This is a genomic window from Amycolatopsis sp. WAC 04182, from assembly GCF_003947465.1.
Lineage (GTDB): Bacteria > Actinomycetota > Actinomycetes > Mycobacteriales > Pseudonocardiaceae > Amycolatopsis.
In genome coordinates this window covers 1,340,338-1,360,613 of record NZ_QHJJ01000002.1, presented here as the reverse complement: position 1 = coordinate 1,360,613, position 20,276 = coordinate 1,340,338, and the positions used below count along the sequence as shown (strand labels likewise).

Here is a 20,276-nt window from a genome sequence, read left to right as displayed (position 1 = left end):
CTCGAACTCCTTGGTGGTGGTGATCTTTCGTGGTGAGAACAACGATCACCGACCGTCCTGACACCGGACCGCCACGGCGCTGACACGTCAGGGACACGGGAGCTCAGTTCATCAGCGCGGTCAGCGGGGAGGTCTCGAAGGCCCGCTTGTTCTCCTGTTCGGACGCCCAACTCGTCGTGGTGGCGGTCATGCGCCCGGCCGGCGGGTTCCCGAGGCAGTGCGGGGCCAGCGCGGCGAAGAAGTCGTCCGCGTCGATGAGGGTTTCCTGGGTGTGCACGCCGGGACGGCGGGCGGCGGGGACGAGCAGCGCCGCCACGGCGAGCGGGACGCCGGTGGCCGCGGCCATGGTGAATCCCGGGGTGTTGGCCAGGATCGTGGCCGCCACCCCGGGACGGCCCTCGCGAAGGCCTGTGGCCACGGCGAACAGGGGAGGCGGAGTGCCTCGTCTGAAGATGCCGCTCGTCCCCGAAGGCAACAGCTTCTCGGCTCGTTCGAGCAGGCCGGCGGCGCGTTCGGGGTTCAGCGCGCCGGCGTCGATGAGGCGCCGCAGCCCCGCGAGCGGCCTGAGCGCCGTCTTGTCCCCGACGCAGACGTTGGTGCTGGAACGCAGCGTGGGGAAGGCTCGATGCAGGGTCACGGCCTCGGGATGTCCGACGGTGCGTCCGGTCAGGACGCCCAGCCCGGGGTGGTGCCAGCTCAGCTTCTCCAGTGCCGGGCGGTTCACCAGCCGCCCTTCGCGCAGGACAGGGATGGTGCCGCTGATCTGCTCCATCATGTGCACGACCGCCGCGCCGGGTCCCGGTCCGGCGCGCGACGTCTCCGGTTGGGCCGCGGCGATGTTCCAGCCGGTGACGAGGGTTTCGACGGTGTCCAGTTCCCGTGCCGCGCGGACGGCGAGCATGTTCGAGACGCCGGGGCTGGCGCCGGTCCCGATCAGGGCGCAGATCCCCGCGGCCTTGGCCCGCCCGTCGAGTTCGAGCATGCGCAACGTCGGTTCCGGATCGTCGCAGATGTCGACGTAGTCGCGGCCCGCGTCGATGGCGGCCCTCAGGATCGGCTCGCCGTACCGGAAGAACGGGCCCACCGTGGTGACGACCAGGTCATGCCGCCTCATCAGGGCGACCAGCCCGGCTTGGTCCGTGGCGTCCGTCTGCCGGGCGGACACCTTGGCGCCCAAGGAATCCGCGACCGCGGTGGCGCGTGACAGGTTCCGGTCGGCGATCACCACCCCGGTCACCGAGTCGTCCGCGGCCAGGATCTCCGCCGCGGCCGCTCCCATCTCGCCGCCGCCTCCGAGCGCGAGAACGCGCATGCCGACCACCCCCGTTTGATATATTTACTGTCATGACAGTAAATCAAATCGGGAGGCCGAGCAAGGCCGGTGAGCGGGTCCCGGAGATCCTGCGAGCCACCGCCGAAGTGGTGGTGCGTGAAGGGCTGGCGGGCGTGACCTTCGCGAAGGTGGCCGAAGCAGCGGGGATGCAGCGCACGCTGGTGTTGCACTACTTCGGCTCCCGGGACGAGTTGCTCGGTGCCTTCATCGAGCACGCCGTCAGCGCCTTGGGAGCGGAGATCTTCCGCCGCGATCCCGGCCTGCCGCTTCGTGAGCGGGTGCTGTCCCTCTTCGCGCCGGGGGCGTACCGGTCTCACGAGGATCTGGTCGTGTGGACCGAGCTGGTGGCCTTGAGCGCGCGTGACGTGGAGGTGCGCCGTCGTCTGCGCGAGCTGTGGACCGGGCTTTGGCTGCCCGAACTGGAGGCGACGCTGGCCGCGCACTGCCCCGGTGCTTCCCCCGACGACGTCGCGGGCACGGTCTACGCGTTGGCATGCCTGTTCGAGGCGCACTGGGCGTTCAGCATCCAGGACGTCGCCGACGAACGCCGTCGTCGTCAGGTCGAACGCGCGGCCCTGCTCATCCTGGATCGGCTGCCGACTCCGGCATCGTGACGTCCTCGGGGGTCTTGTCCGCCCGCAGTCCTCGCCAGGTCGTGTGCCGCAGACGGCCGTCCGGCGTCCAGTTCCGGTGGACGACCTCCCCGACGAGCTCGGGCTCGACCCAGTGCACCCGCCGTGCCCGGTCGCGGGGGACCTCCGAAGTGAACGGTGGCTTCTTCCGTTCCAGCGGGGTGAGCCGGGCGTGCAGGTCTTCGAGGACCTTGTCGCTGAAGCCGGTCCCGACGTCGCCGATGTACCGGAGGCCGCCGGATTCGTCGTGCGCGCCCAGCAACAACGCGCCGAGTGTCCCCGAGCGCCGTCCGTCGCCGGGGCGCCAGCCGCCGATCACGACCTCCCGGGTGTGCCACAGCGCCCGTTTGACCCATTGCCGTGTCCGCTTGCCGGGGTGGTAGCGGCTGTCGAGCTTCTTCGCGATCAGCCCTTCGAGCCCGTGTTGCCGGACGACTTCGAGCAGCTGATCGGGGGAGATGTCGCCGTCGGTGTAGCCCGGCGGGATGGCGATGCGGCCGCCGGCGCCCAACGACGTCAGCACCTCGCGCCGGGCCTCGTACGGCTCGTCGAGCAGGGTGTCGCCATCGAGGAACAGCACGTCGAAGGCGAAGAAGTGCACGGGGCTGCGTTCCAGCAGCGACGCGTCCGGAGTACGCAGATGCCGCGTTTGCAGTAGCGGGAAGCTGGGCCGTCCCTGGTCGTCGAGGACGACGATCTCGCCGTCGAGGACGGCTTCACGGCCGTTGAGCGCTTCGGCGGTCACATCCGGGTACGTCGCCGTGACGTCGAGGCCGCGGCGGCTGGTCAGGCGCGTCTCGCCGTCCCGCGCGACACGCAGGCAGCAGCGGTAGCCGTCCCATTTGTATTCGTAGCCCCATCCGCCGGTGGGCAGGTCGCCGTCGGTCGCCAGCATCGGGGCGATCGCGTCCGGCACGGTGCTCATGCCTCACGGTACCCCGGAAACCCCGCCGGTGATCTATCGTCGAAGGGTGCCTGAGGAGCGGATAACGGTCGAGGTCGAGGGGCGGCGGCTGGGCCTGTCCAATCTGGACAAGGTGCTCTACCCCGCGCACGGTTTCACCAAACGCGAGGTCCTCGACTACTACCGCCGGATAGCCCCCGTCATGCTCCCCCATCTGCGCGACCGCGCCGCCACGTTCCGCCGGTTCCCCGACGGTGTCGACGGCGAACCGTTCTACGAGAAGAACGTTTCCCGGCACGCTCCCGACTGGGTGCGCACGGCGCGGCTCACCAACCGCGGCCGCCGGGGCGGGGACGAGACGCTCGACTACCCGGTCGTCGGCGACCTGCCGACCTTGATGTGGGCGGCCAATCTCGCCGCACTGGAACTGCACATTCCACAGTGGACGGTCGGCCCGCGCGGCGCGCGGAAGTCGCCCGATCTGCTGGTGTTCGATCTCGATCCCGGGCCGCCCGCGGACGTCGTCGACTGCTGCCGGGTGGCCGAGACCCTCAGCGACCTGCTCGTCGGAGACGGGCTCACGGTGTACGCGAAGACGAGCGGCAACAAGGGAATGCAGCTGTATTGCCCGGTGCGCACGCGGTCCGACGAACGCACCTCCGAGTACGCCAAGGCCGTCGCGGAGGAACTCGCGCGCCGCTCACCGGAAACCGTGGTCGCGAGGATGACGAAGGCCATCCGCCCCGGGCGCGTGTTCATCGACTGGAGCCAGAACAACACCGCCAAGACCACCATCGCGCCGTACTCGCTGCGCGGCCGCGCCATCCCGACCGTCTCCACGCCGGTGACCTGGGAGGAGGTCGAAGCCTGCCGCAAGGCCGAGGACCTGCTGTTCACCGCCGAGCAGGTGCTCGAGCGCGTCGAGGAGCTGGGCGATCTGTTCGGCGACATCGCCGAGCATCGCGCGGCCGTTCCCCCACGGTGACCGTCGTCATGTTTGAACCGTGCTGGACGGGAAACTCCCAGGTCAGAGGAGTGACCCCGAATGAACGAGAGAGCGAAAGACCCCGAAGGCCTGTCATGCCGGGCCCTGGCCATGCTGCGAGCGGTGGCTCAGGGCAGGGCTGAGATCACCATCAGCCTGGAGCCGGATCTCTATGTCGACGGCCTGCCGTGCAGCGACCAGAGCACGGCCCACCGCCTCGCCCACGCCGGGCTGATCCGGATGCCCGCCGGGGGCGTTCCCGGCAGCCGGGTACCCGCCGAATTGTCCGAAACAGGACAAGATCTCCTGGAGCCGCTGGCGTCCGCGGCCTAGCCTCCGAAAGACCACTGTGGACTCCCGCCCGTTCCGCATACGATCTGCGGAGCGGGTGCGCGGGGGTGCGTGCCCATCGGCTGGTACCTCCGGGGCCGGTGAGGATGTGGCTGTTGACCGGGTATCACACACTGGCCGAGACCGAGAACGCCGTCCGGGCCAAGCTGGGCGGGATCCCGCTGCTGTGGGAGCGGATGGAGGCGGTGGCCAATCTCCACCGCGCCGCGACCGCCGTCCGGCTGCATTTCGAGAATTCGGTCCTGCGCACCGCGGGTCTCACCTGGACCGCGTTCGTGGTGCTGTGGGTGGTGTGGATCTTCGGCGAGAAGGAAACCAGGCACGTCGCCGCGGAGTCCGGGATCACCAAGGGGACGCTCACCGGGGTCATGAAGACCCTGGAGGCGCACGGACTGGTCACCCGGCGCAGACATCCGGTCGACGGACGTTTGGTGCTGCTGGCGCTGACCCCGGAAGGGGAACGGCTGATGCGGGAGCTCTTCCCGGAGTTCAACCAGGAGGAAGCGTTCGTCACCGCACGGCTCAGCCCCGCGGACTGCACCGAACTGGCCGCTTCGCTGCGGGAGATCGTCCGGCAGTTGGAGGAGAAGGGCGAAGAGCGGCGTACCCGCAAGATCTGACCCCTACCGAAGACGGTTGCGCGAGACCTCCGCCGACTCCTACGTTTTTTGGAGCCGAACGAAGCGAAGGGCGCGCTTGATGGACTTCCGGTACTGGCTCGGTCAGGCGTTGACGTCGAACGAGGCGTGGGCGGAGACATTCGGCTCCTTCCGGCCGCATCCGTCGCTGGAGATCTCCGACGGGCGGTTCGAGGCCGCGTTCGAAGAGCTCACCGAGCGGTTGAAGGACAACTACCCGTTCTTCCACCCGTCCTACGCCGGCCAGATGCTCAAACCGCCGCATCCGGCCGCGGTGGTCGGCTACCTGGCCGCGATGCTGGTCAACCCCAACAACCACGCGCTCGACGGCGGCCCCGCGACCGCCGAGATGGAACGCGAGGTCGTCCGGCAGCTGGCCACGATGTTCGGCTACACGGAGCATCTGGGGCATCTGACCACCAGCGGCACGGTCGCCAATCTCGAGGCCCTGTTCGTCGCGCGGGAAACGCATCCGGGCAAGGGGATCGCGTACAGCGCCGAGGCGCACTACACGCACGGCCGGATGTGCGGCGTGCTCGGCGTCGAGGGGCATACGGTGCCCGTCGACGCGCGCGGCGCGATGGATCTCGACGCGCTCGAAGAACTCTTGCGCACCGGGAAGATCGGTACCGTGGTGCTCACCGCCGGCACGACCGCGCTCGGCACGGTGGAGCCGGTCCACGAGGCGCTGGCGCTGCGCGAACGCTACGGCGTCCGGGTGCACGTCGACGCCGCCTACGGTGGGTTCTTCCGGCTTCTGTCCGGTTTGGACGGTCCGGAGGGGCTGCCCGAAGCCCCGTGGCGCGCCATCGCCGATGCCGACTCGATCGTCATCGACCCGCACAAGCACGGCCTCCAGCCCTACGGTTGCGGCGCGGTGCTGTTCAAGGATCCCGCGGCGGGCCGGTTCTACCTGCACGATTCGCCGTACACCTACTTCACCTCGGAAGACCTGCATCTCGGCGAGATCAGCCTCGAATGCTCCCGGGCGGGTGCGGCCGCCGCCGCGTTGTGGCTCACCTTCCGGCTGCTGCCGCCCACCCCCGACGGGCTGGGCCGGGTGCTCGCGGCCGGGCGGCGCGCGGCGTTGCGGTGGGCGAAGCTGCTGGAGGACTCCGAGCGGTTCGACCTGTACCAGCCACCGGAACTCGACATCGTCACCTACTTCCCGCGCACGGAACCGCTTTCGCTGTCGACCATCGACCAGGCGAGCGCGCGGATCCTGCGCAACGGCATGGCCGCGGCGCGGGAACCGGTGTTCCTCAGCACGCTGCGGGTGAGCGAGCCGCAGTTCGGTCTGCGTCACACCGGGGTCGACGCGGATGCGGACGGCGCGCGGATCCTGCGTAGCGTGCTGATGAAGCCCGAAAGCGAGGACCACGTCGACCGGCTCCACGAGCGGCTGGAAGAGTTGTCCCGCGGTTGAGCTTCTCAGTACACCGCAGACGAATGGATCCGCCATGCCCGAACCAGGTCCCGCCGAACCCGTGACCGCGATCGAAACCCGGTCGCTCGGGACCGGGTTCCGGCGGCGGCACGTCACCATGCTGGCCATCAGCGGCGCGATCGGCGCCGGGCTGTTCGTCGGTACCGGCGCGGGGATCAAGACCGCGGGCCCCGGCATCCTGCTGTCGTACGTGGTCGCGGGTCTGCTCATGGTGCTCGTGATGCGCATGCTGGGCGAGATGGCCGCCGCCGAGCCGAGCAGCGGTTCGTTCTCGGTGTACGCGGAGAAGGCGCTCGGTCGCTGGGCCGGGTTCACCGTCGGCTGGCTGTACTGGTCGCTGCTGGTGGTCGTGGTCGCGGCCGAGGCCACCGCGGCGGCCGGGATCGCGAACGGCCTGCTGCCGCAGATTCCACAGTGGACCTGGGTGCTGTTGTTCATGGCCGTGCTGACCGTGGTGAACCTGTTCGCCGTGCGCTCGTTCGGGGAGTTCGAGTTCTGGTTCGGCGCGATCAAGGTGACCGCCGTGGTCGGCTTCCTCGTCCTCGGCACGCTGGCGGTGTTCGGGATCCTGCCGGGCACGTCGCCGGTCGGCCTCGACAACCTCACCGGGCACGGCGGTTTCCTGCCCAACGGCCTCCAAGGCGTGCTGACCGGTCTGCTCGCGGTCGCGTTCTCCTTCGGCGGCATGGAACTGGTCACCATCGCCGCGGCGGAGTCCGACGACCCGGCGGATTCGATCCGGCGCACCACCCGCACGGTCATCGTGCGGCTGCTGCTGTTCTACGTCGGTTCCGTGGCGCTGATGGTGCTGTTGCTGCCGTGGGAGACCGCTTCGGCCAACACCAGCCCGTTCGTGACCATCCTGGAGCGGATCGGGGTGCCGTCGGCCGCGCTCCTGATGAGTTTCGTCGTGCTGACGTCGTTGCTCTCGGCGCTGAACGCGAACCTCTACGGCGCCTCACGGATGGTGTTCTCCCTGGCCGACCGCGGTGAAGCGCCGCGCGCGATGCTGAAGCTGTCGTCCGCGGGCGTCCCGCGGACTGCGGTGCTCGCGTCGGTGGCCTTCGGTTTCGTGGCCGTACTGCTGAACTTCCTGGCCCCCGAACATGTGCTGCCGTTCCTGCTGAACGCCATCGGCGCGAACATCCTGCTGGTCTGGATCTTCATCGCGATCTCCCAGCTCAAGCTGCGCCGGGCCGCCGACCGCGACGGCACGGCCGCGGATCTGCCGGTGCGGATGTGGGGTTTCCCGTGGCTCAGCTGGGTCGCGCTGATCGCGATGGCGGGCGTGCTCATGCTCATGTGGACGGACGCCGACGCGCGGACGCAGCTGTTCACCAGTGGCGCGGTGGCCGTGCTGATCGTGGTGATCGGCCTGCTCAGGCGACATCCGCGACGCTGAACAGGTCGCGTTCCACCCGGCTGAGCGCCAGCCGGACCGCGCCGAGCGCCACCGAGTCTTCGCCGAGCGCCGACGTCTCGACGCGCACCGGGAACAGGCACAGCCGGGCCAGTTCGGCGCGCAGCGTCGTCGCCAGCGAATCTTCGGGGCCGCCGATCACCACCAGCCGCGGGTCGACGGCGAGCACGGTCGCGGCGACCAGCTCGACGAACCCGCCGGCGGGCCGCAGGGCGCCGATCTCGCCCGCCGCGCCGTGGTGGCCCGCGTGCAGCTTCCCGCTGAGCAACAGGCCCAGCGAGACGGTGCGCCCGGCCCGCACGTAGACGACGTCGTCGACCCCGCGCGCGGCGCCGCGCCAGTGTTCGGCCAGTGTCGCGAGCCGGGTGTCGTTTCCGGCCAGCACCGGGCAGCCGCCGAACTCCGCGGGCAGGTCGACGCCGGTCCAGCCGGGAAGCCGGTCGTCGCGGAGGACCTTGCCGCCGGACACCACCCCGGTGGTGCCGATACCGAGCACCCGCAGGTTGACGTGGCCTTCGACGGCCGCGGCGAGCACCCGGCGCGCGGTGCCGAGACGGTCCGCGGCGGCCGAATCCGGGGTGAGCCGGGCCTTCGCCCGCCCGACGACCTCGCCCCGCAGGTCGGCGACCAGGCACAACGCCTGATGCGGGCCGATCTCGAGGCCCGCGACGTGCCCGGACTCGTGGCGGAAGCGGTACCGCTTGGCGGGTCTTCCCACCCGCCGCGGCGCGCCGGGCGGAAGCGGGACCTCCTCGACCAGACCCTGTTCGCCGAGGTCGGCGGCGATCTCCTCGACCGTGGGACGGGAGACCTCGCTCGCCTTGACCAGTTCCGCGAGGGTGAGCTCCTCGGCCGCGTACAGCGCCCGCAGGACGGCGATGGCGTTGAGCCGCCGCAGCAGTGACGGATCCCCTCCGGACAGTCTGGCCATGCGGCTCCCTAAACGGTGACGCGTTTGTCGTACCGGGCGCGCGCGAGGGCGATCTCGCTCTGGTGGTCCTCGGTCCAGGTGACCAGCGACTGGATGGTCTGGTGCAGCGTCATGCCCAGCGGTGTCAGCGCGTACTCGACGCGCGGCGGCACGACCGGGTAGACGGTCCGGCTCACCAGCCCGTCGCGTTCCAGATGCCGCAGCGTGGTGGTGAGCATGCGCTGGCTGATGCCGTCGATCTTGTACTTGAGCTCGGTGAACCGCAGCGTGTTCCGGTCGAGCAGCGCGATCACCAGTAGCGACCACTTGTCCGCCACCCGGTCGAGGATCTGGCGGACCTCGCAGTCCTCGCGCGTGTCCCACTGGAAGGCCTCGTAGTCCTCCTCGGTGAGTTCACAACGACTGGGTGAGTTCAAAGTGCCTTCTTCCATGGTCATCGATAGTGACGGAAGATCCCCTTGGTTACAAGAGGGAACCGACCGGCTGATGAGTAACCGTCGGTTCCCGTTCACTGAGGGAGAGCGGATCTTGATCGACACACGAACGCCGCCGCGCGCCGACCGGATGGGCGGGCGGGCCTGGGGCGTGCTCCTGGTGCTGTGCGGCGCCATCTTCCTGGAGGGCATCGACGTCGCGATGCTGAACGTGGCGCTGCCGTCCATCCGGGCCGAACTCGGGCTGTCGACGGCGATGCTGAGCGGCGTCGTGAGCGCCTACGTGCTCGGCTACGGCGGGTTCATGCTGCTGGGCGGGCGAGCCGCCGACATGTACGGCCGCCGGCGCATGTTCCTCGCCTGGCTGGTGGTGTTCCTCGTCTTCTCCGGATTGGGCGGGTTCGCCACCGAAGGCTGGATGCTGCTGCTCGCCCGGTTCGTCACCGGCGTCGCCGCGGCCTTCATGACCCCGGCCGGGCTGTCCATCATCACCACGAGCTTCGAGGAAGGCCCGAAACGCAACAAGGCGCTGTTGTTCTACGCCGGCACCGGGGCGGGCGGCTTCTCGCTCGGCCTGGTCATCGGCGGTCTGCTGACCAGGATCGACTGGCGCTGGGTGTTCTTCACGCCGGTGATCCTGTCGGCCGTCATCCTGCTCGCCGCGTTGTGGCTCATCAAGGAACCGGTCGGTGAGAAGCGCGTGCCGCGTCGCCTGGACTTTCCCGGTGCGCTCACCGTGACCGCGGCGATGTTGCTGATCGCCTACGCGGTCGTCCGGCTGGAACACCCCGGACGGGGCTGGGGCTGGACCCTCGCGTCGTTCGCCGGGGGAGTGGCGGCGCTGGTGGTCTTCGTGGCCGTCGAACGCCGCTCGCCCGCGCCGCTGGTGCGGCTGGGCATCCTGAGGTCGGGGCCGTTGGTCCGGGCGAACGTCAGCGCGCTGCTGTTCGCCGGTTCGTTCTTCGGGTTCCAGTTCCTCGTCACGCTGTACCTGCAGGAACTCCGGGGCTGGTCGACGTTGGAGACGAGCCTGGCGCTGCTGGCCGTCGGGATCGACGCGATCCTCGCGCCGACGCTGACCCCGCGGCTGGTGGCGAGGTTCGGCAACACCCGGCTGATCTTCGGCGGACTCGTGCTCGCAGCCGTGGCGTACGCGCTCTTCCTGCCGCTGGGCCTGGACTGGACGTACGCGGCGATGTTCCCGTCGATGATCATCCTGGGCCTCGGGTTCGCGCTCGCCTACGGTCCGCTGACGATCGTCGCCACCGACGGGATCGCCGAGGACGAACAGGGCCTCGCGGGCGGGCTGCTGTACACGGCGTTCCAGTTCGGTGCGGCGCTCGGGCTGTCCGCGGTGACCGCCGTCAACGTCGCCGCGCTCGGCGACGGTTCGCGAGAGGCCGCGCTCGGCGGTTTCCGGGCGGCGCTGGTCGTGCCGCTGGTGATGGCCGTCCTCGCGGCGCTCGTGATCGCGTCCGGCCGTCAGCGCGTTTCGGCGAAGGAAGCCAGGTTGGCCAGTGAAGAGGCGATCCCGGCCTCGTGATCGGCCTGGCCGATGCCGGGCGGCACGTCCGTCGCGGTGACGGTCACCTCGGTGCCGTCACCCGCGGCGGCCAGGCGCCAGGTCATCGTCATGGTGCCCGCGAACGCCGGGTCTCCGGACTCGAAGACGGCCTTGTGCACCACGCGTTCCGCGGGCACCAGCTCGGCGAACCCGACCTCGACCACGTCCGTCGCGTCCGACGCTTTGCCGGGCGCGGCGGACGCGTCGAGGTAGGTGAGGATCATGCGGAAGCCGCCGCCGGGACGCGGATCCCAGTGCTCGATCCGGCCGCGCATCCCCTCGGGCGGCAGCCAGGTTTCGAGCGACTCCCGGTCCAGGAGCGCCTGGTAGACGGTCTCGGGCGGGGCGGCGATCGTCCGGCTGCCGCTGTCGATCCTGTCCATGGCGCCGAGTCTAGGGCGCACTGTCCTCGTCAGGGGTGCCGTGGAGTGATGGTGTCGCGGGTGATCGACTCGACCTTTTCCTGCGCTTTCTTGGCGTCGGTGACCCAGAGCTTGTAGAAGTCGAACGGGCACTCGGCCACGCCCTTGTCGCCTTCGTCCGCGTCCTGCACGCCCGTGTAGCCGCGGTGCAGCAGCTTGAAGATGTGGTTCTGCGACTGGTCGTAGGTGCGCGCGTCGCGGATCGCCGAAACCGACAGCTGCGCGTACTGGATCCCGTATTCCTCTTCGCCGGTCTCGCCGAGCGTGCGGCCGTCGAAGCCGATGATCGCGGAATGGCCGAAGTACGAGTACACGCCGTCGAAACCGGCGGCGTTCGCGACGGCCACGTAACAGTTGTTGGCCCACGCCATCGCCTTGGCCATCAGGACCTGCTGTTCCTTGGCCGGGTACATATAGCCCTGGCAGCGCACGATCAGCTCGGCGCCCTTCATCGCGCAGTCGCGCCAGATCTCCGGGTAGTTCCCGTCGTCGCAGATGATCAGCGAGATCTTCATGCCCTTCGGGCCGTCGCTGACGTAGGTCTCTTCGCCCGGATACCAGCCTTCGATCGGGCACCACGGCAGGATCTTGCGGTACTTCTGGACGATCTCGCCGCGGTCGTTGATGAGCACGAGCGTGTTGTACGGAGGCTTGTTCGGGTGGTCCTCGTGCCGCTCACCCGTGATCGAGAAGACGCCCCAGGTCTGGGCTTCCCGGCACGCGGCCGCGAAGATCTCGGTCTCTTCGCCGGGGATCGTCGCCGCGGTCTCGTACATCTCCTTCGGGTCGTACATGATGCCCTGCGTCGAGTACTCGGGGAACACCACGAGATCCATACCGGGCAGCCCGGATTTCATGCCCACCACCATTTCGGCGATCTTGCGGGCGTTGTCGAGGACTTCGGCCTTGGTGTGCAGCCGCGGCATCTTGTAGTTGACCACCGCGACACCGACCGTGTCCGGGCTGGCGGAAATATCACCGTGTCGCATGAAGACTCCTTTTCTCCGAACGGTTTTTCAGGACGTCGAGGGAACCGGCCGCCGCGACGAGCGCCACCGCGATCGCGGCCGCCAGCAGCGCGGTGCCGCCGTCGCTGCGGTAGGCGCCGGTGAGGCCGAGGAAGGCGGGCACCGTGCAGGTCGGCTGGCTGAGCAGCAGGACGGTCCAGCCGGTGAATCGGGTCAGCTGTTCTTTCCCGAGGCCGAGCACCAAGAAGAACAGGGCCCACAGCAGCGCCCAGGACAGCCAGATGACGCCGAACACCGGGTCGTCGTCGTGCCAGAAGGCGATTCCCGCGTACACCACGGCGGCGCCCGCCACGAAGAGCGAGAACCAGCCGATGCCTTCGGGTGCCAGCCCCGCGAGGTTCGCGATGCCGACGTACAGGTAGGTGAACCCGAACAGGTACAGCCCGGACGCGGCGAGGATCGCGTCCGGATTCCCGTTCGCCTGGACGATCAGCACGGTCGGGGTGACGCACTGCAGCGCGCCGACGAACAGGTTCAGCACCGCCGCCGAACGCGGCGGTACCCGGCCGAGCAACATCAGGCCGTTGATCATCAAGGCGGCGCCGACGTAGAGCAGGCCCACGTTGCCCATGTTCACCTCCGTGGAACGTGCGTCACCTGGAATAATTTCAAATGAAAGTATGTGGTGTGCGGGAGTGAGTCAAGAGGGTGGCTTTCAGAGCCGGGTGAGGACTTCGAAGTCGTAGCCGTCGGCCACCGCGAGATGGACGTGCTGATCGGCCTGCCGTCCGCGGAATTCGATCGTGCCGCGCGGTCCGTGATAAGCGACGCCGTCGATCGCGGCGTTGAGCGCGGGAAGCTCCGACGTGCCCGCCCTGCCGACGAGTTCGGCCAGCGTGTGCAGCCCCTCGTAACAGGATTCGGCGGCGTTGTTCAAGGCCGGGGCGCCTGGGCCGTTGCGGTCGACGTAGCGGCCGAGGAGGTCCATCGCGTCGGCGGTGACCATCGAGCGGAAGTAGGCGGCGGAGACGTAGAGGTTGCCGGTGGCGTGCGCGCCGCTCGCGAGGAGCATGTTCTCCTCCATCAGCGGGCTGAACCGGAGCAGCCGGTCGCTGAGCCCGTGCGCGGCGAAGGCCCGGTTGAAGCGCACCGCGTCCTGCCCGACCAGCAACATGAGCACACCGTCGCTTGTGGACTGTTCGACCTGACGGACCACTGTGGACATATCGCCCGTGCCCAGCCCGACGAACGCCTCCCCGGTGATGCGCAGATCGAGATCCTTGGCGTACTGGCGGATCGCGCGGGTCGACCGGTGCGGCCACACGTAGTCGTCGCCGACGACGAACCAGCGCCGGGCGCCGAGATGATCGCGCAGCCAGCGCAGGGCGGGCTCGATCTGGCAGCGCGGCGTCTCGCCCGTGCAGAAGATGCCGGAGCGGCGCTCGCCGCCTTCGTAGAGCGAGGTGTACACGTACGGCACCCTGTCCGCCACGACCGGCGCGAGCGCGTGCCGGATCGACGAGATGTGCCAGCCGCTGACCGCGTCGACCCGTCCGCTGCCGACCAGGCGCCGCACTTCCTCGGCCACTCGCGCGGGAGTGCCGCCACCGTCGACCACCTCGGCCTCGACCTGCCTCCCGAGGATGCCGCCGGATTCGTTGAGTTCGTGGACGGCCAGTTCCGTGATCGCCTCGCACGACGGGCCGAACAGCCCGGCCGGCCCCTGCAACGGGACCACCATGGCCACACGCCAGGTGTCGTCGCGGGGCCGGGTGGCGAGGCGTGGGGGCATGGCGCTCCGTGCGGTGGCCCGGTAAGGTCAAAGTGCTTTCACCTGGAAGTATCGCGAGGGTGTCCGGTTTTGGCAAGGGGACGGGATATGGGGACACGCGGCGTCACGACCGCCGGAACGTCGCTCACCGGCTCGCTCACCCGCGCCGCCCGCGCCGTCGCCGCCAGGGTGGAGCAGGTGCTCGCCAAGGAAGGTCTCACCCTGGACCAATGGCTGGTGCTGGACACGCTGAGCGGCAAGGGCGGTCTCGCCATGGCCGACCTCGCCGACCGGACGCTCGCCACCGCCCCGACGCTGACCAGGGTGGTCGACAAACTGGTGACCACCGCGCAGGCCTACCGCGAGGTCGACGCCGCCGACCGGCGCCGCGTCCTCGTCCACCTCAGCGCCCGCGGCCGGGCGACGCACCGGCGCGTGGCCGCGAAGGTGTCGGAGGTCGAAGCCCTTCTCGCCGTGCCGGACGAAGTGCTCGCGGCGTTGCGGGGGCTCGGCGACTGAAGGTCAGGCGTGTTTCGGCTTGGCCAGCGTGACGATGCCGATGACCCCGGCGACGACGAGCGCGACGAGCACGAACAACGCGGCCACCACGAACACCACGCGAAAGCCGGTGGCTTCCGAGAGCAACCCGCCGAGCACCGGTGCGGCCACCAAGGCGAGGACGCCGAGGCCCGCAGCCACTCCGGTCGCGGCGCCGCGACCGGTGCGGAGCCGCCGGATCAGCGCGACGGTCACGCCGAGGACGGCGCCCGCGCCGAGTCCGGTGAGCACCCGTCCGACCAGGAGCAGACCGCTGCCGGGAACGAAGGCGACCAGCAGCACGCCGAGGAACATCAAGGCGAGCGCGGGCATGGTCACCGACGTCGGGAAGCGCGCGCCGAGCACCAGCCCCGCCGGGAACGCGATCGCGGCCGCGACGACGTACGCGACGAGACCGTTCAGCAGCAGGGACTGGCTCGACATGCCCAGATCGATCCCCAAGGGGGACTCACCGTCGAACCGGTAGATCACGGTGAGCAGGAACAGTCCGATGAGCGCGGCGAACCCGGGTCCGATGACGAGCCACCAGGGAGGACCGTCGGTGGGAAGCGATTCGCGCTGCGGCGGCACGTGCATGCGGACAACCTATAGCGCCCGGCGAGGTGGTTGGGCCGCTTCGCCGGGAAAGAGGCTAGTTCGCGGCGGCGACCTCGTCCCGCGACCCCAGCCGCCGCGCCGCCGGCGAGAACAGCGCCAGCAGCAGAGCGCCTCCCGCCGCGCCGGCGGCCGCGAAGATCGGCACGACGGGTTCGGCTTCGTAGAGTGCCGTGCCGAGCAGCGGTCCGACGATGAACGTCGCCCCGGTCGTCGCGTTGACCAGGCCGGCGACGGAACCCTGCTGCTCCGGCCCGACCATCAGGGTCGGCGCGGCGGCGAAACCGGGGAGTGCCAGGCCGAGGCCGAGCGCGAGCACGGCGAACGCGGCGGTGATCGACCAGAGCTGACCCGCGATCGCGAGCAGGAGCAGCCCGGCGACGGCGATCGGCGCGCCGACGCGCATCAGCCGTACGGAAGGCCAGGCGAGTTTCGGGACCACGGCGCCCTGCACGGCCACGAGGACGAGGCCCGCCGCGAACAGCGCGACGCCGACGGAACCCGCAGTCTCTTCCGGCGCGAGATGCAGCCGGTCCGCGATGAGGAATCCGGTGATCACCTGCACCAGCCCGAGTGACAGGTAGAGCAGGAAGCCGATCGCGAAGAACGGCCACAGCCGCGCTTCCCACGGCTTCACCCCGGCCGCGCGCGGCCCGTCGGGGCGGACGTGCGGGGTGCGGCTCGCCGTCGCGAACACCCAGATCGCGAGCAACGCCGTCAACGCCGGGGCCAGGTAGAGCGGCAGCGTCAACGAGACGACGGCGAGCGCGCCGCCCAAAGCGGGGCCGAGGACGAGCGAGATCCCTTGTACCGCCCCGACCAGGCCGACGGCCTTCGTCCGGTCGGCTTCGTCGGACGTCGCCGCGGCGGCCGCCGCGAGCGCCGCGACCGGAAGCGCCGCGATCCCCGCGCCGAACAACAGGCTCCGGGTCGCGAGCATCACGGCGAGCACCGAGGACGACGACAGGACCTCCGCGAGGCCGAGCGCCGAAGCCACGGCGAAACCGGTCAATCCGAGCGTGGCCAGCACCAAACCGGCCAGCAGCACCTTGCGGACGCCGATGCGATCCAGCGCCCGGCCCCAGAGCGTGCTGGCGATGGTCAGCGCGACCGCGGCCGTGGTGATGACCAGTCCCAGCTGGCTTTCCGTGAGGTCCAGCCGCCGCGAAAGCGGCGCCAGGATCGGGGTGATCAGTTGCTGTGCAGAGAAAACGACCAGTACCGCGAGCAGTAGTGGCGCCATGGTCTTGCGCACGGGCTCCCTTTCGAGTTAGGTAAGGCTACCTTAACTGATCGCGTCGCGGATCACTGACGAATCTCACTCATCCGACTATGAAAACCGTTATCGTTACTCTAACGTGGGATGGGGTTGAGGGGAAGCGTCACTGGGGGTAAGGGAGGAACGCGATGTCTGGGGGAGAAAGTGCGAGAACGGGCGATGTCTGGCTGCACCGGTGGAGACCGGGGTCGCGGGCCGGTGCCCGGCTGGTGTGTTTCCCGCACGCCGGCGGCTCGGCCGCGTTCTTCGCGCCGTGGAGCACGAAGCTGCCGACGGAGATCGACGTCGCCGCCGTGCGGTATCCCGGTCGCGCGGACCGGCTGGCCGAACCGCCGCTGACGTCGATGCCGGTGCTGGTCGACGCGATCGCCGGCGCGCTCGAACCGGACGGCGGCAAGCCGACCGTCCTTTTCGGACACAGCCTCGGCGCGCTCGTCGCCTATGAGGTCGCCAGGGAACTCACCCGCCGCGGCGTGCCGCCCGCGCAGCTGATCGTGTCCGGGCGCCGCGCGCCGGGGGACGAGCCGGGCGGGGCGAAACATCTGCTGTCCGACGACGACTTGGTCGGCGAACTGGTCCGGCTCGGGGGAACGGATCCCGCGCTGCTGGCGAGCGAGGACGCCCGGTCGGTCTTCCTGCCCGCCATCCGCGCCGACTTCCGGCTCGCGGAGAAGTACCGCAGGCTGCCCGGACGTGAGCCGTCCTGCCCGCTCACCGTGGTGATGGGCGACGAGGACGCCGACGTCGACGTCCGTCGCGCCGGGCTCTGGGCCGAGTGCACGACGAACGAGACGTTCGCCGCGCACGTCCTGCCCGGTGGCCACTTTTACCTGATACCGCAGGAGAAGGCCGTGCTGGCTCTCCTGGTCGAGGCCTGCGCCACCCCTGCCACGGCCTGACCTCTTGTCCGGACAAGGAGTTCCGTGTTGTCGCGATATCGCTATGCCGAACGGCGGATCCCGTTCGCCGCCGACGCCGTCACCACGCTCGCCGCGCTGGCGCGTGACCGGTCCGGTACCCAGGTCGGCTACGAGAACCGGGGGACGGTGTCCTGGGGCGAAGACGAATTGGCGAGGGTCGAACTCCACGCCGGCGGCGCGCGGCTGATCACCGAAGACCGCGAAGCCGAGTTCACCGGAAAGCCGCTCGACGTCGTGGGCGAGGCGCTCGCCGCGGCCGGGATCGCGGGCTGGCGAGCCTACGGCTGGGCGGCCTTCGAACTGGCGCACGTCCTGCACGGAACCGCCTCGGTCGCCGGACCGCTCGCCTGCCTGATGATCCCGCGCAAGGAGATCCGGCTCGACGGTACGAGCGCGCTGCTTCGCGCCACCAGTGAGTCCGAAGTGGACGAACTGGCGGAGCGGCTGGCCGTCGCCGTCGCACCTGGGCAGGCGGAAGACGAGCGGGTCGTGGTCGACCTCGACCACGACGCGGCCGCGTATCGCGCCATGGTCGCCGCCGCCGTCGGTGCCATCCGCGCGGGCGAGCCCGACAAGGTGATCCTCTCCCGGGCGGTCCCGGTCGACGGCGAACTCGACCTCGCGGCGACCTATCTCGCGGGGCGGCGCGGCAACGATCCCGCGCGGTCCTACCTGCTGCGGCTCGGCGGCTGGGAGATGGCCGGGTTCAGCCCGGAGATCGTCGCGCGGGTCACCCCGGACGGCCGCGTCCGGACCCAGCCGCTGGCCGGGACCAGGGCACTCGACGGTGACGCGCTCGACGTCCTCCGCCGTGAAGAGCTTTACCGTGACGCCAAGGAAGTGTTCGAGCACGCCATCTCGGTGCGGCTCGCCGCGGCCGAACTGGACGAGGTGTGCGTCCCGGATTCGGTCGGGGTCAGCGAGTTCATGTCGGTCCGCGAACGCGGCAGCGTCCAGCATCTCGGCTCGGACGTGGCCGGGGTGCTGGCGCCCGGCAAGACCGCCTGGGACGCGCTGACCGTGTTGTTCCCGGCCGTCACGGCCTCCGGGATCCCGAAGGCGGCGGCGTGCGAAGCCATCGGGCGCCTGGAATCCGGCCCGCGCGGGCTCTACAGCGGTGCCGTCCTGACCGCCGACGCGGACGGTTCCCTCGACGCGGCTTTGGTACTGCGCAGCGTGTTCCGCTACGAGGGCCGCACCTGGTTGCGGGCGGGCGCCGGAATCGTCGAGCAGTCCACTCCGGACCGGGAATTCGAGGAGACCTGCGAGAAGCTGCGCAGTGTCTCGCGATTCCTGGTGCCCGCGCTCACGCCGGCGGCGCTGCCGTGACCCCGCGAAAGGTCGTGGTGGCGGGGACCGCGTTCGGCCGGATCTACCTCGACGCCGTCCGATCCGACCCGGAATCCTTCGAGCTGGCGGGCATTCTCGCGAGCGGGAGCGCGTACTCCGCCGACTGCGCGCGCCGGTACGGGGTGCCGTTGTACACCTCGCCGGACGAGGTCCCGGACGTCGACATCGTCTGTGTCGTCGTCCGTTCCGGGGCACTCGGCGGAGCGGGATCGGAACTGGCGCGGACCTTCCTGCGTCGCGGAATCCCGGTGCTGCAAGAACATCCGGTGCACGCCGAGGAGATCGCCGACTGCCTGCGGACCGCCCGTGCCGGTGGCACCGCGTACTCGGTCAACACCCTGTACCCGAGGTTGCGCCCCGTGCGGCGGTTCCTGGCCGCGGCACGGGCGTTGCGCGAACGGCAGGAGATCGCGTTCATCGACGCGGCCTGCAACAGTCAGGTCGCCTATCCGCTGCTCGACATCCTCGGCCGGGCCGCGGGCGGGTTGCGGCCGTGGGCGTTCGGCGAGGTCCAGCCGTTCCCGTTCGCCGGATTCGCCGCGCCGCAACCGTTCCGGACGCTGCACGCCGTCGTCGGCGGCGTCCCGGTGACCCTGCGCGTGCAGAACCAGGTCGACCCGGACGACGCGGACAACCATTCCTTCCTGCTGCACCGGATCTCGCTCGGCGGCGAGGGCGGTGTGCTCACCCTCGCCGACACGCACGGACCCGTCCTGTGGAACCCGAGATTGCACGCCGGACGCGACGAGACCGGACGGCTGGTGATGGCCGGGCCCGGGACCGAACGCCTCGGCGTCACGACCACCGTTCCGCTGGGAGACGAGGAACCCGGCACCTACCACGACGTTTTCGCCGATCTTTGGCCGGACGCCGTCGCCGAGAGCCTGCGGGAACTGGTCCGGGACGTCGGCGAACCGTCGCGCCGTGCCGCGTCCGGGCAATGGGCGCTCGGCGTCTCGACGGCCTGGCGCGATCTCACCGCGGCGATCGGGCTGCCCGAGCTGATCGATCCCGGTGTCCCGCAAGAGCTCCCGCTGTCCGCCCTGGCCACACTGTCCACAAAGGAGTGATGATGGCCCGTTGCAGTCACGTGCTGCTGAAGGTCGACGATCTGCACCAGGCCGTCCGCGACTTCCGTGAGCTGGGGTTCGTCGTCGACTACGCCAGCGCGGAGGAGAAGGCCAAGCACGCGCACATCTGGTTCGAGGACGGCCCGATCGTCGAACTGCTGACCACCCCGCCGGGAGCGCACCGGCTGAAGTGGCCGATCGAATTCGCCTTCGGGCGCGGTTCCGGGGTGCGGATGACCCGGTGGGCACTCGCGAACGAAGGATTCTGCGACGTCGCCGTGCTGATCGACGAGCCGGACCTCACCGGACCGCTGAAAGCCTTGCGGGCGGAGGGAATCGCCGCGGGCCGGGCGGTGCGCTGGACCCGCACCAAACCGGACGGCGCACAGACCCGGTTCCAGTTCGCCTACCCCCGCCGGGATCGGCTGCCGTTCCTGGTGAGTCCCTACGACCCGCCCCAATATCCGCCGAAGGTCGAGCATCCGAACGGCGCGAAGAGCCTGCGGACCGTCCTGATCGACGTCGCCGCGGCCGATCGGCCCGCTTTCGATCGGATCACCGGCGACGACCCGGTCTTCGCCGTCACCGAAGGCGTCGTCACCCGAGTGCGTGCGATCGAACTCGAAGGCCTCTCCGGGCCGCTTGATCCCGCTTTGCTGCACGGCGCCGAAATCCGCTGACCCACCCGAAAAACACAGGAGTACG

General features: G+C 69.8%; 22 protein-coding genes. 12 read left to right on the top strand and 10 right to left on the bottom strand.

Features of this window, described 5'->3' with window-relative positions; genetic code table 11:
* Positions 1–103: 103 nt before the first annotated feature.
* Positions 104–1,312 carry a saccharopine dehydrogenase family protein gene (locus DMH01_RS13545; RefSeq protein WP_125676497.1) on the bottom strand — a complete coding sequence of 403 codons (1,209 nt, stop codon included), beginning with the start codon at positions 1,310–1,312 and terminating at the stop codon, positions 104–106.
* 32 nt (positions 1,313–1,344) lie between these two features.
* On the opposite strand from DMH01_RS13545, the gene DMH01_RS13540 reads away from it, so the two are divergent.
* Positions 1,345–1,947 (top strand): TetR/AcrR family transcriptional regulator, encoded by a 603-nt coding sequence (locus tag DMH01_RS13540; RefSeq protein WP_125676495.1) that lies wholly within the window; start codon positions 1,345–1,347, stop codon positions 1,945–1,947.
* Here the strand turns inward: DMH01_RS13540 and ligD (DMH01_RS13535) are convergent.
* The gene (ligD, locus tag DMH01_RS13535; RefSeq protein WP_125676493.1) at positions 1,913–2,890 is read right to left on the bottom strand and encodes a non-homologous end-joining DNA ligase; all 978 of its coding nucleotides are present in this window, start codon (positions 2,888–2,890) and stop codon (positions 1,913–1,915) included. The genes DMH01_RS13540 and ligD (DMH01_RS13535) overlap by 35 nt on opposite strands.
* 46 nt (positions 2,891–2,936) lie before the next feature.
* On the opposite strand from ligD (DMH01_RS13535), the gene ligD (DMH01_RS13530) reads away from it, so the two are divergent.
* The 5 genes from ligD (DMH01_RS13530) (at position 2,937) to DMH01_RS13510 (ending at position 7,692) form a co-directional block, all read left to right on the top strand.
* Positions 2,937–3,854 (top strand): non-homologous end-joining DNA ligase, encoded by a 918-nt coding sequence (ligD, locus tag DMH01_RS13530; RefSeq protein WP_125676492.1) that lies wholly within the window; start codon positions 2,937–2,939, stop codon positions 3,852–3,854.
* A 60-nt stretch (positions 3,855–3,914) separates the two neighbouring features.
* Positions 3,915–4,187 carry a hypothetical protein gene (locus DMH01_RS13525; RefSeq protein ID WP_125676490.1) on the top strand — a complete coding sequence of 91 codons (273 nt, stop codon included), beginning with the start codon at positions 3,915–3,917 and terminating at the stop codon, positions 4,185–4,187.
* Positions 4,188–4,291: 104 nt separating this feature from the next.
* Complete coding sequence (locus DMH01_RS13520; protein WP_125676777.1) at positions 4,292–4,825, top strand: MarR family winged helix-turn-helix transcriptional regulator; 534 nt, start codon at positions 4,292–4,294, stop codon at positions 4,823–4,825.
* Between the two features lie 79 nt (positions 4,826–4,904).
* Entirely contained in the window at positions 4,905–6,269 is a 1,365-nt protein-coding gene (locus DMH01_RS13515) for an aminotransferase class V-fold PLP-dependent enzyme (RefSeq protein ID WP_125676488.1), read from the top strand.
* A 34-nt stretch (positions 6,270–6,303) separates the two neighbouring features.
* A complete protein-coding gene (locus DMH01_RS13510) occupies positions 6,304–7,692 on the top strand; it encodes an amino acid permease (RefSeq protein WP_125676485.1) in 1,389 nt (462 codons plus the stop codon).
* Here DMH01_RS13510 and DMH01_RS13505 read toward each other — a convergent pair.
* The gene (locus tag DMH01_RS13505) at positions 7,670–8,641 is read right to left on the bottom strand and encodes an ROK family transcriptional regulator (RefSeq protein ID WP_125676483.1); all 972 of its coding nucleotides are present in this window, start codon (positions 8,639–8,641) and stop codon (positions 7,670–7,672) included. The two genes, DMH01_RS13510 and DMH01_RS13505, sit on opposite strands and share 23 nt — an antisense overlap.
* Positions 8,642–8,649: 8 nt before the next feature.
* Positions 8,650–9,078, bottom strand: coding sequence for a helix-turn-helix domain-containing protein (locus DMH01_RS13500; RefSeq protein WP_125676481.1), 429 nt, complete (start codon positions 9,076–9,078; stop codon positions 8,650–8,652).
* A 127-nt stretch (positions 9,079–9,205) separates the two neighbouring features.
* On the opposite strand from DMH01_RS13500, the gene DMH01_RS13495 reads away from it, so the two are divergent.
* Positions 9,206–10,618, top strand: a complete 1,413-nt coding sequence (locus DMH01_RS13495) for an MFS transporter (protein ID WP_125676775.1) — start codon at positions 9,206–9,208, stop codon at positions 10,616–10,618.
* On the opposite strand, the gene DMH01_RS13490 is transcribed toward DMH01_RS13495, so the two are convergent.
* The 4 genes from DMH01_RS13490 to DMH01_RS13475 form a co-directional block, all read right to left on the bottom strand.
* On the bottom strand, positions 10,558–11,022 hold the full coding sequence (locus DMH01_RS13490) for an SRPBCC family protein (protein WP_125676479.1): 465 nt from the start codon (positions 11,020–11,022) through the stop codon (positions 10,558–10,560). The two genes, DMH01_RS13495 and DMH01_RS13490, sit on opposite strands and share 61 nt — an antisense overlap.
* A gap of 29 nt (positions 11,023–11,051) precedes the next feature.
* Positions 11,052–12,050 carry an aliphatic amidase gene (locus DMH01_RS13485; RefSeq protein ID WP_125676477.1) on the bottom strand — a complete coding sequence of 333 codons (999 nt, stop codon included), beginning with the start codon at positions 12,048–12,050 and terminating at the stop codon, positions 11,052–11,054.
* Complete coding sequence (locus tag DMH01_RS13480) at positions 12,037–12,660, bottom strand: AmiS/UreI family transporter (RefSeq protein ID WP_125676476.1); 624 nt, start codon at positions 12,658–12,660, stop codon at positions 12,037–12,039. The genes DMH01_RS13485 and DMH01_RS13480 overlap by 14 nt, the downstream gene beginning before the upstream one ends.
* Before the next feature lie 84 nt (positions 12,661–12,744).
* A complete protein-coding gene (locus DMH01_RS13475) occupies positions 12,745–13,821 on the bottom strand; it encodes a substrate-binding domain-containing protein (protein ID WP_255432042.1) in 1,077 nt (358 codons plus the stop codon).
* Positions 13,822–13,908: 87 nt separating this feature from the next.
* On the opposite strand from DMH01_RS13475, the gene DMH01_RS13470 reads away from it, so the two are divergent.
* Entirely contained in the window at positions 13,909–14,319 is a 411-nt protein-coding gene (locus tag DMH01_RS13470; protein ID WP_125676474.1) for a MarR family transcriptional regulator, read from the top strand.
* A gap of 3 nt (positions 14,320–14,322) precedes the next feature.
* Here the strand turns inward: DMH01_RS13470 and DMH01_RS13465 are convergent, their stop codons facing one another.
* Together DMH01_RS13465 and DMH01_RS13460 are read right to left on the bottom strand one after the other, a co-directional pair.
* Entirely contained in the window at positions 14,323–14,934 is a 612-nt protein-coding gene (locus tag DMH01_RS13465) for an MFS transporter (RefSeq protein ID WP_125676472.1), read from the bottom strand.
* A 55-nt stretch (positions 14,935–14,989) separates the two neighbouring features.
* On the bottom strand, positions 14,990–16,207 hold the full coding sequence (locus tag DMH01_RS13460; protein WP_125676470.1) for an MFS transporter: 1,218 nt from the start codon (positions 16,205–16,207) through the stop codon (positions 14,990–14,992).
* 152 nt (positions 16,208–16,359) lie between these two features.
* Here DMH01_RS13460 and DMH01_RS13455 point away from each other — a divergent pair, with 152 nt between their 5' ends.
* From DMH01_RS13455 to DMH01_RS13440, 4 genes are read left to right on the top strand one after another with little or no spacing between them, the layout of a single operon-like run.
* Positions 16,360–17,130 carry a thioesterase II family protein gene (locus tag DMH01_RS13455; protein WP_125676468.1) on the top strand — a complete coding sequence of 257 codons (771 nt, stop codon included), beginning with the start codon at positions 16,360–16,362 and terminating at the stop codon, positions 17,128–17,130.
* Between the two features lie 24 nt (positions 17,131–17,154).
* Positions 17,155–18,480, top strand: a complete 1,326-nt coding sequence (locus tag DMH01_RS13450; RefSeq protein WP_233621496.1) for a salicylate synthase — start codon at positions 17,155–17,157, stop codon at positions 18,478–18,480.
* Complete coding sequence (locus DMH01_RS13445; RefSeq protein ID WP_125676466.1) at positions 18,477–19,571, top strand: Gfo/Idh/MocA family oxidoreductase; 1,095 nt, start codon at positions 18,477–18,479, stop codon at positions 19,569–19,571. Before DMH01_RS13450 ends, DMH01_RS13445 begins: the two co-directional genes overlap by 4 nt.
* Positions 19,572–19,573: 2 nt before the next feature.
* Positions 19,574–20,251 carry a VOC family protein gene (locus DMH01_RS13440; RefSeq protein WP_199745463.1) on the top strand — a complete coding sequence of 226 codons (678 nt, stop codon included), beginning with the start codon at positions 19,574–19,576 and terminating at the stop codon, positions 20,249–20,251.
* Positions 20,252–20,276 lie beyond the last annotated feature (25 nt).

What these genes read in the sequence shown, in the direction of transcription:
- DMH01_RS13545 (WP_125676497.1), bottom strand. Translation starts at nt 1,312, where the DNA reads ATGCGCGTTCTCGCGCTCGGAGGCGGCGGCGAGATGGGAGCGGCCGCG.
- DMH01_RS13540 (WP_125676495.1), top strand. Translation starts at nt 1,345, where the DNA reads ATGACAGTAAATCAAATCGGGAGGCCGAGCAAGGCCGGTGAGCGGGTC.
- ligD (WP_125676493.1), bottom strand. Translation starts at nt 2,890, where the DNA reads ATGAGCACCGTGCCGGACGCGATCGCCCCGATGCTGGCGACCGACGGC.
- DMH01_RS13525 (WP_125676490.1), top strand. Translation starts at nt 3,915, where the DNA reads ATGAACGAGAGAGCGAAAGACCCCGAAGGCCTGTCATGCCGGGCCCTG.
- DMH01_RS13520 (WP_125676777.1), top strand. Translation starts at nt 4,292, where the DNA reads ATGTGGCTGTTGACCGGGTATCACACACTGGCCGAGACCGAGAACGCC.
- DMH01_RS13515 (WP_125676488.1), top strand. Translation starts at nt 4,905, where the DNA reads ATGGACTTCCGGTACTGGCTCGGTCAGGCGTTGACGTCGAACGAGGCG.
- DMH01_RS13510 (WP_125676485.1), top strand. Translation starts at nt 6,304, where the DNA reads ATGCCCGAACCAGGTCCCGCCGAACCCGTGACCGCGATCGAAACCCGG.
- DMH01_RS13505 (WP_125676483.1), bottom strand. Translation starts at nt 8,641, where the DNA reads ATGGCCAGACTGTCCGGAGGGGATCCGTCACTGCTGCGGCGGCTCAAC.
- DMH01_RS13500 (WP_125676481.1), bottom strand. Translation starts at nt 9,078, where the DNA reads ATGACCATGGAAGAAGGCACTTTGAACTCACCCAGTCGTTGTGAACTC.
- DMH01_RS13495 (WP_125676775.1), top strand. Translation starts at nt 9,206, where the DNA reads ATGGGCGGGCGGGCCTGGGGCGTGCTCCTGGTGCTGTGCGGCGCCATC.
- DMH01_RS13490 (WP_125676479.1), bottom strand. Translation starts at nt 11,022, where the DNA reads ATGGACAGGATCGACAGCGGCAGCCGGACGATCGCCGCCCCGCCCGAG.
- DMH01_RS13485 (WP_125676477.1), bottom strand. Translation starts at nt 12,050, where the DNA reads ATGCGACACGGTGATATTTCCGCCAGCCCGGACACGGTCGGTGTCGCG.
- DMH01_RS13480 (WP_125676476.1), bottom strand. Translation starts at nt 12,660, where the DNA reads ATGGGCAACGTGGGCCTGCTCTACGTCGGCGCCGCCTTGATGATCAAC.
- DMH01_RS13475 (WP_255432042.1), bottom strand. Translation starts at nt 13,821, where the DNA reads ATGCCCCCACGCCTCGCCACCCGGCCCCGCGACGACACCTGGCGTGTG.
- DMH01_RS13470 (WP_125676474.1), top strand. Translation starts at nt 13,909, where the DNA reads ATGGGGACACGCGGCGTCACGACCGCCGGAACGTCGCTCACCGGCTCG.
- DMH01_RS13465 (WP_125676472.1), bottom strand. Translation starts at nt 14,934, where the DNA reads ATGCACGTGCCGCCGCAGCGCGAATCGCTTCCCACCGACGGTCCTCCC.
- DMH01_RS13455 (WP_125676468.1), top strand. Translation starts at nt 16,360, where the DNA reads ATGTCTGGGGGAGAAAGTGCGAGAACGGGCGATGTCTGGCTGCACCGG.
- DMH01_RS13440 (WP_199745463.1), top strand. Translation starts at nt 19,574, where the DNA reads ATGGCCCGTTGCAGTCACGTGCTGCTGAAGGTCGACGATCTGCACCAG.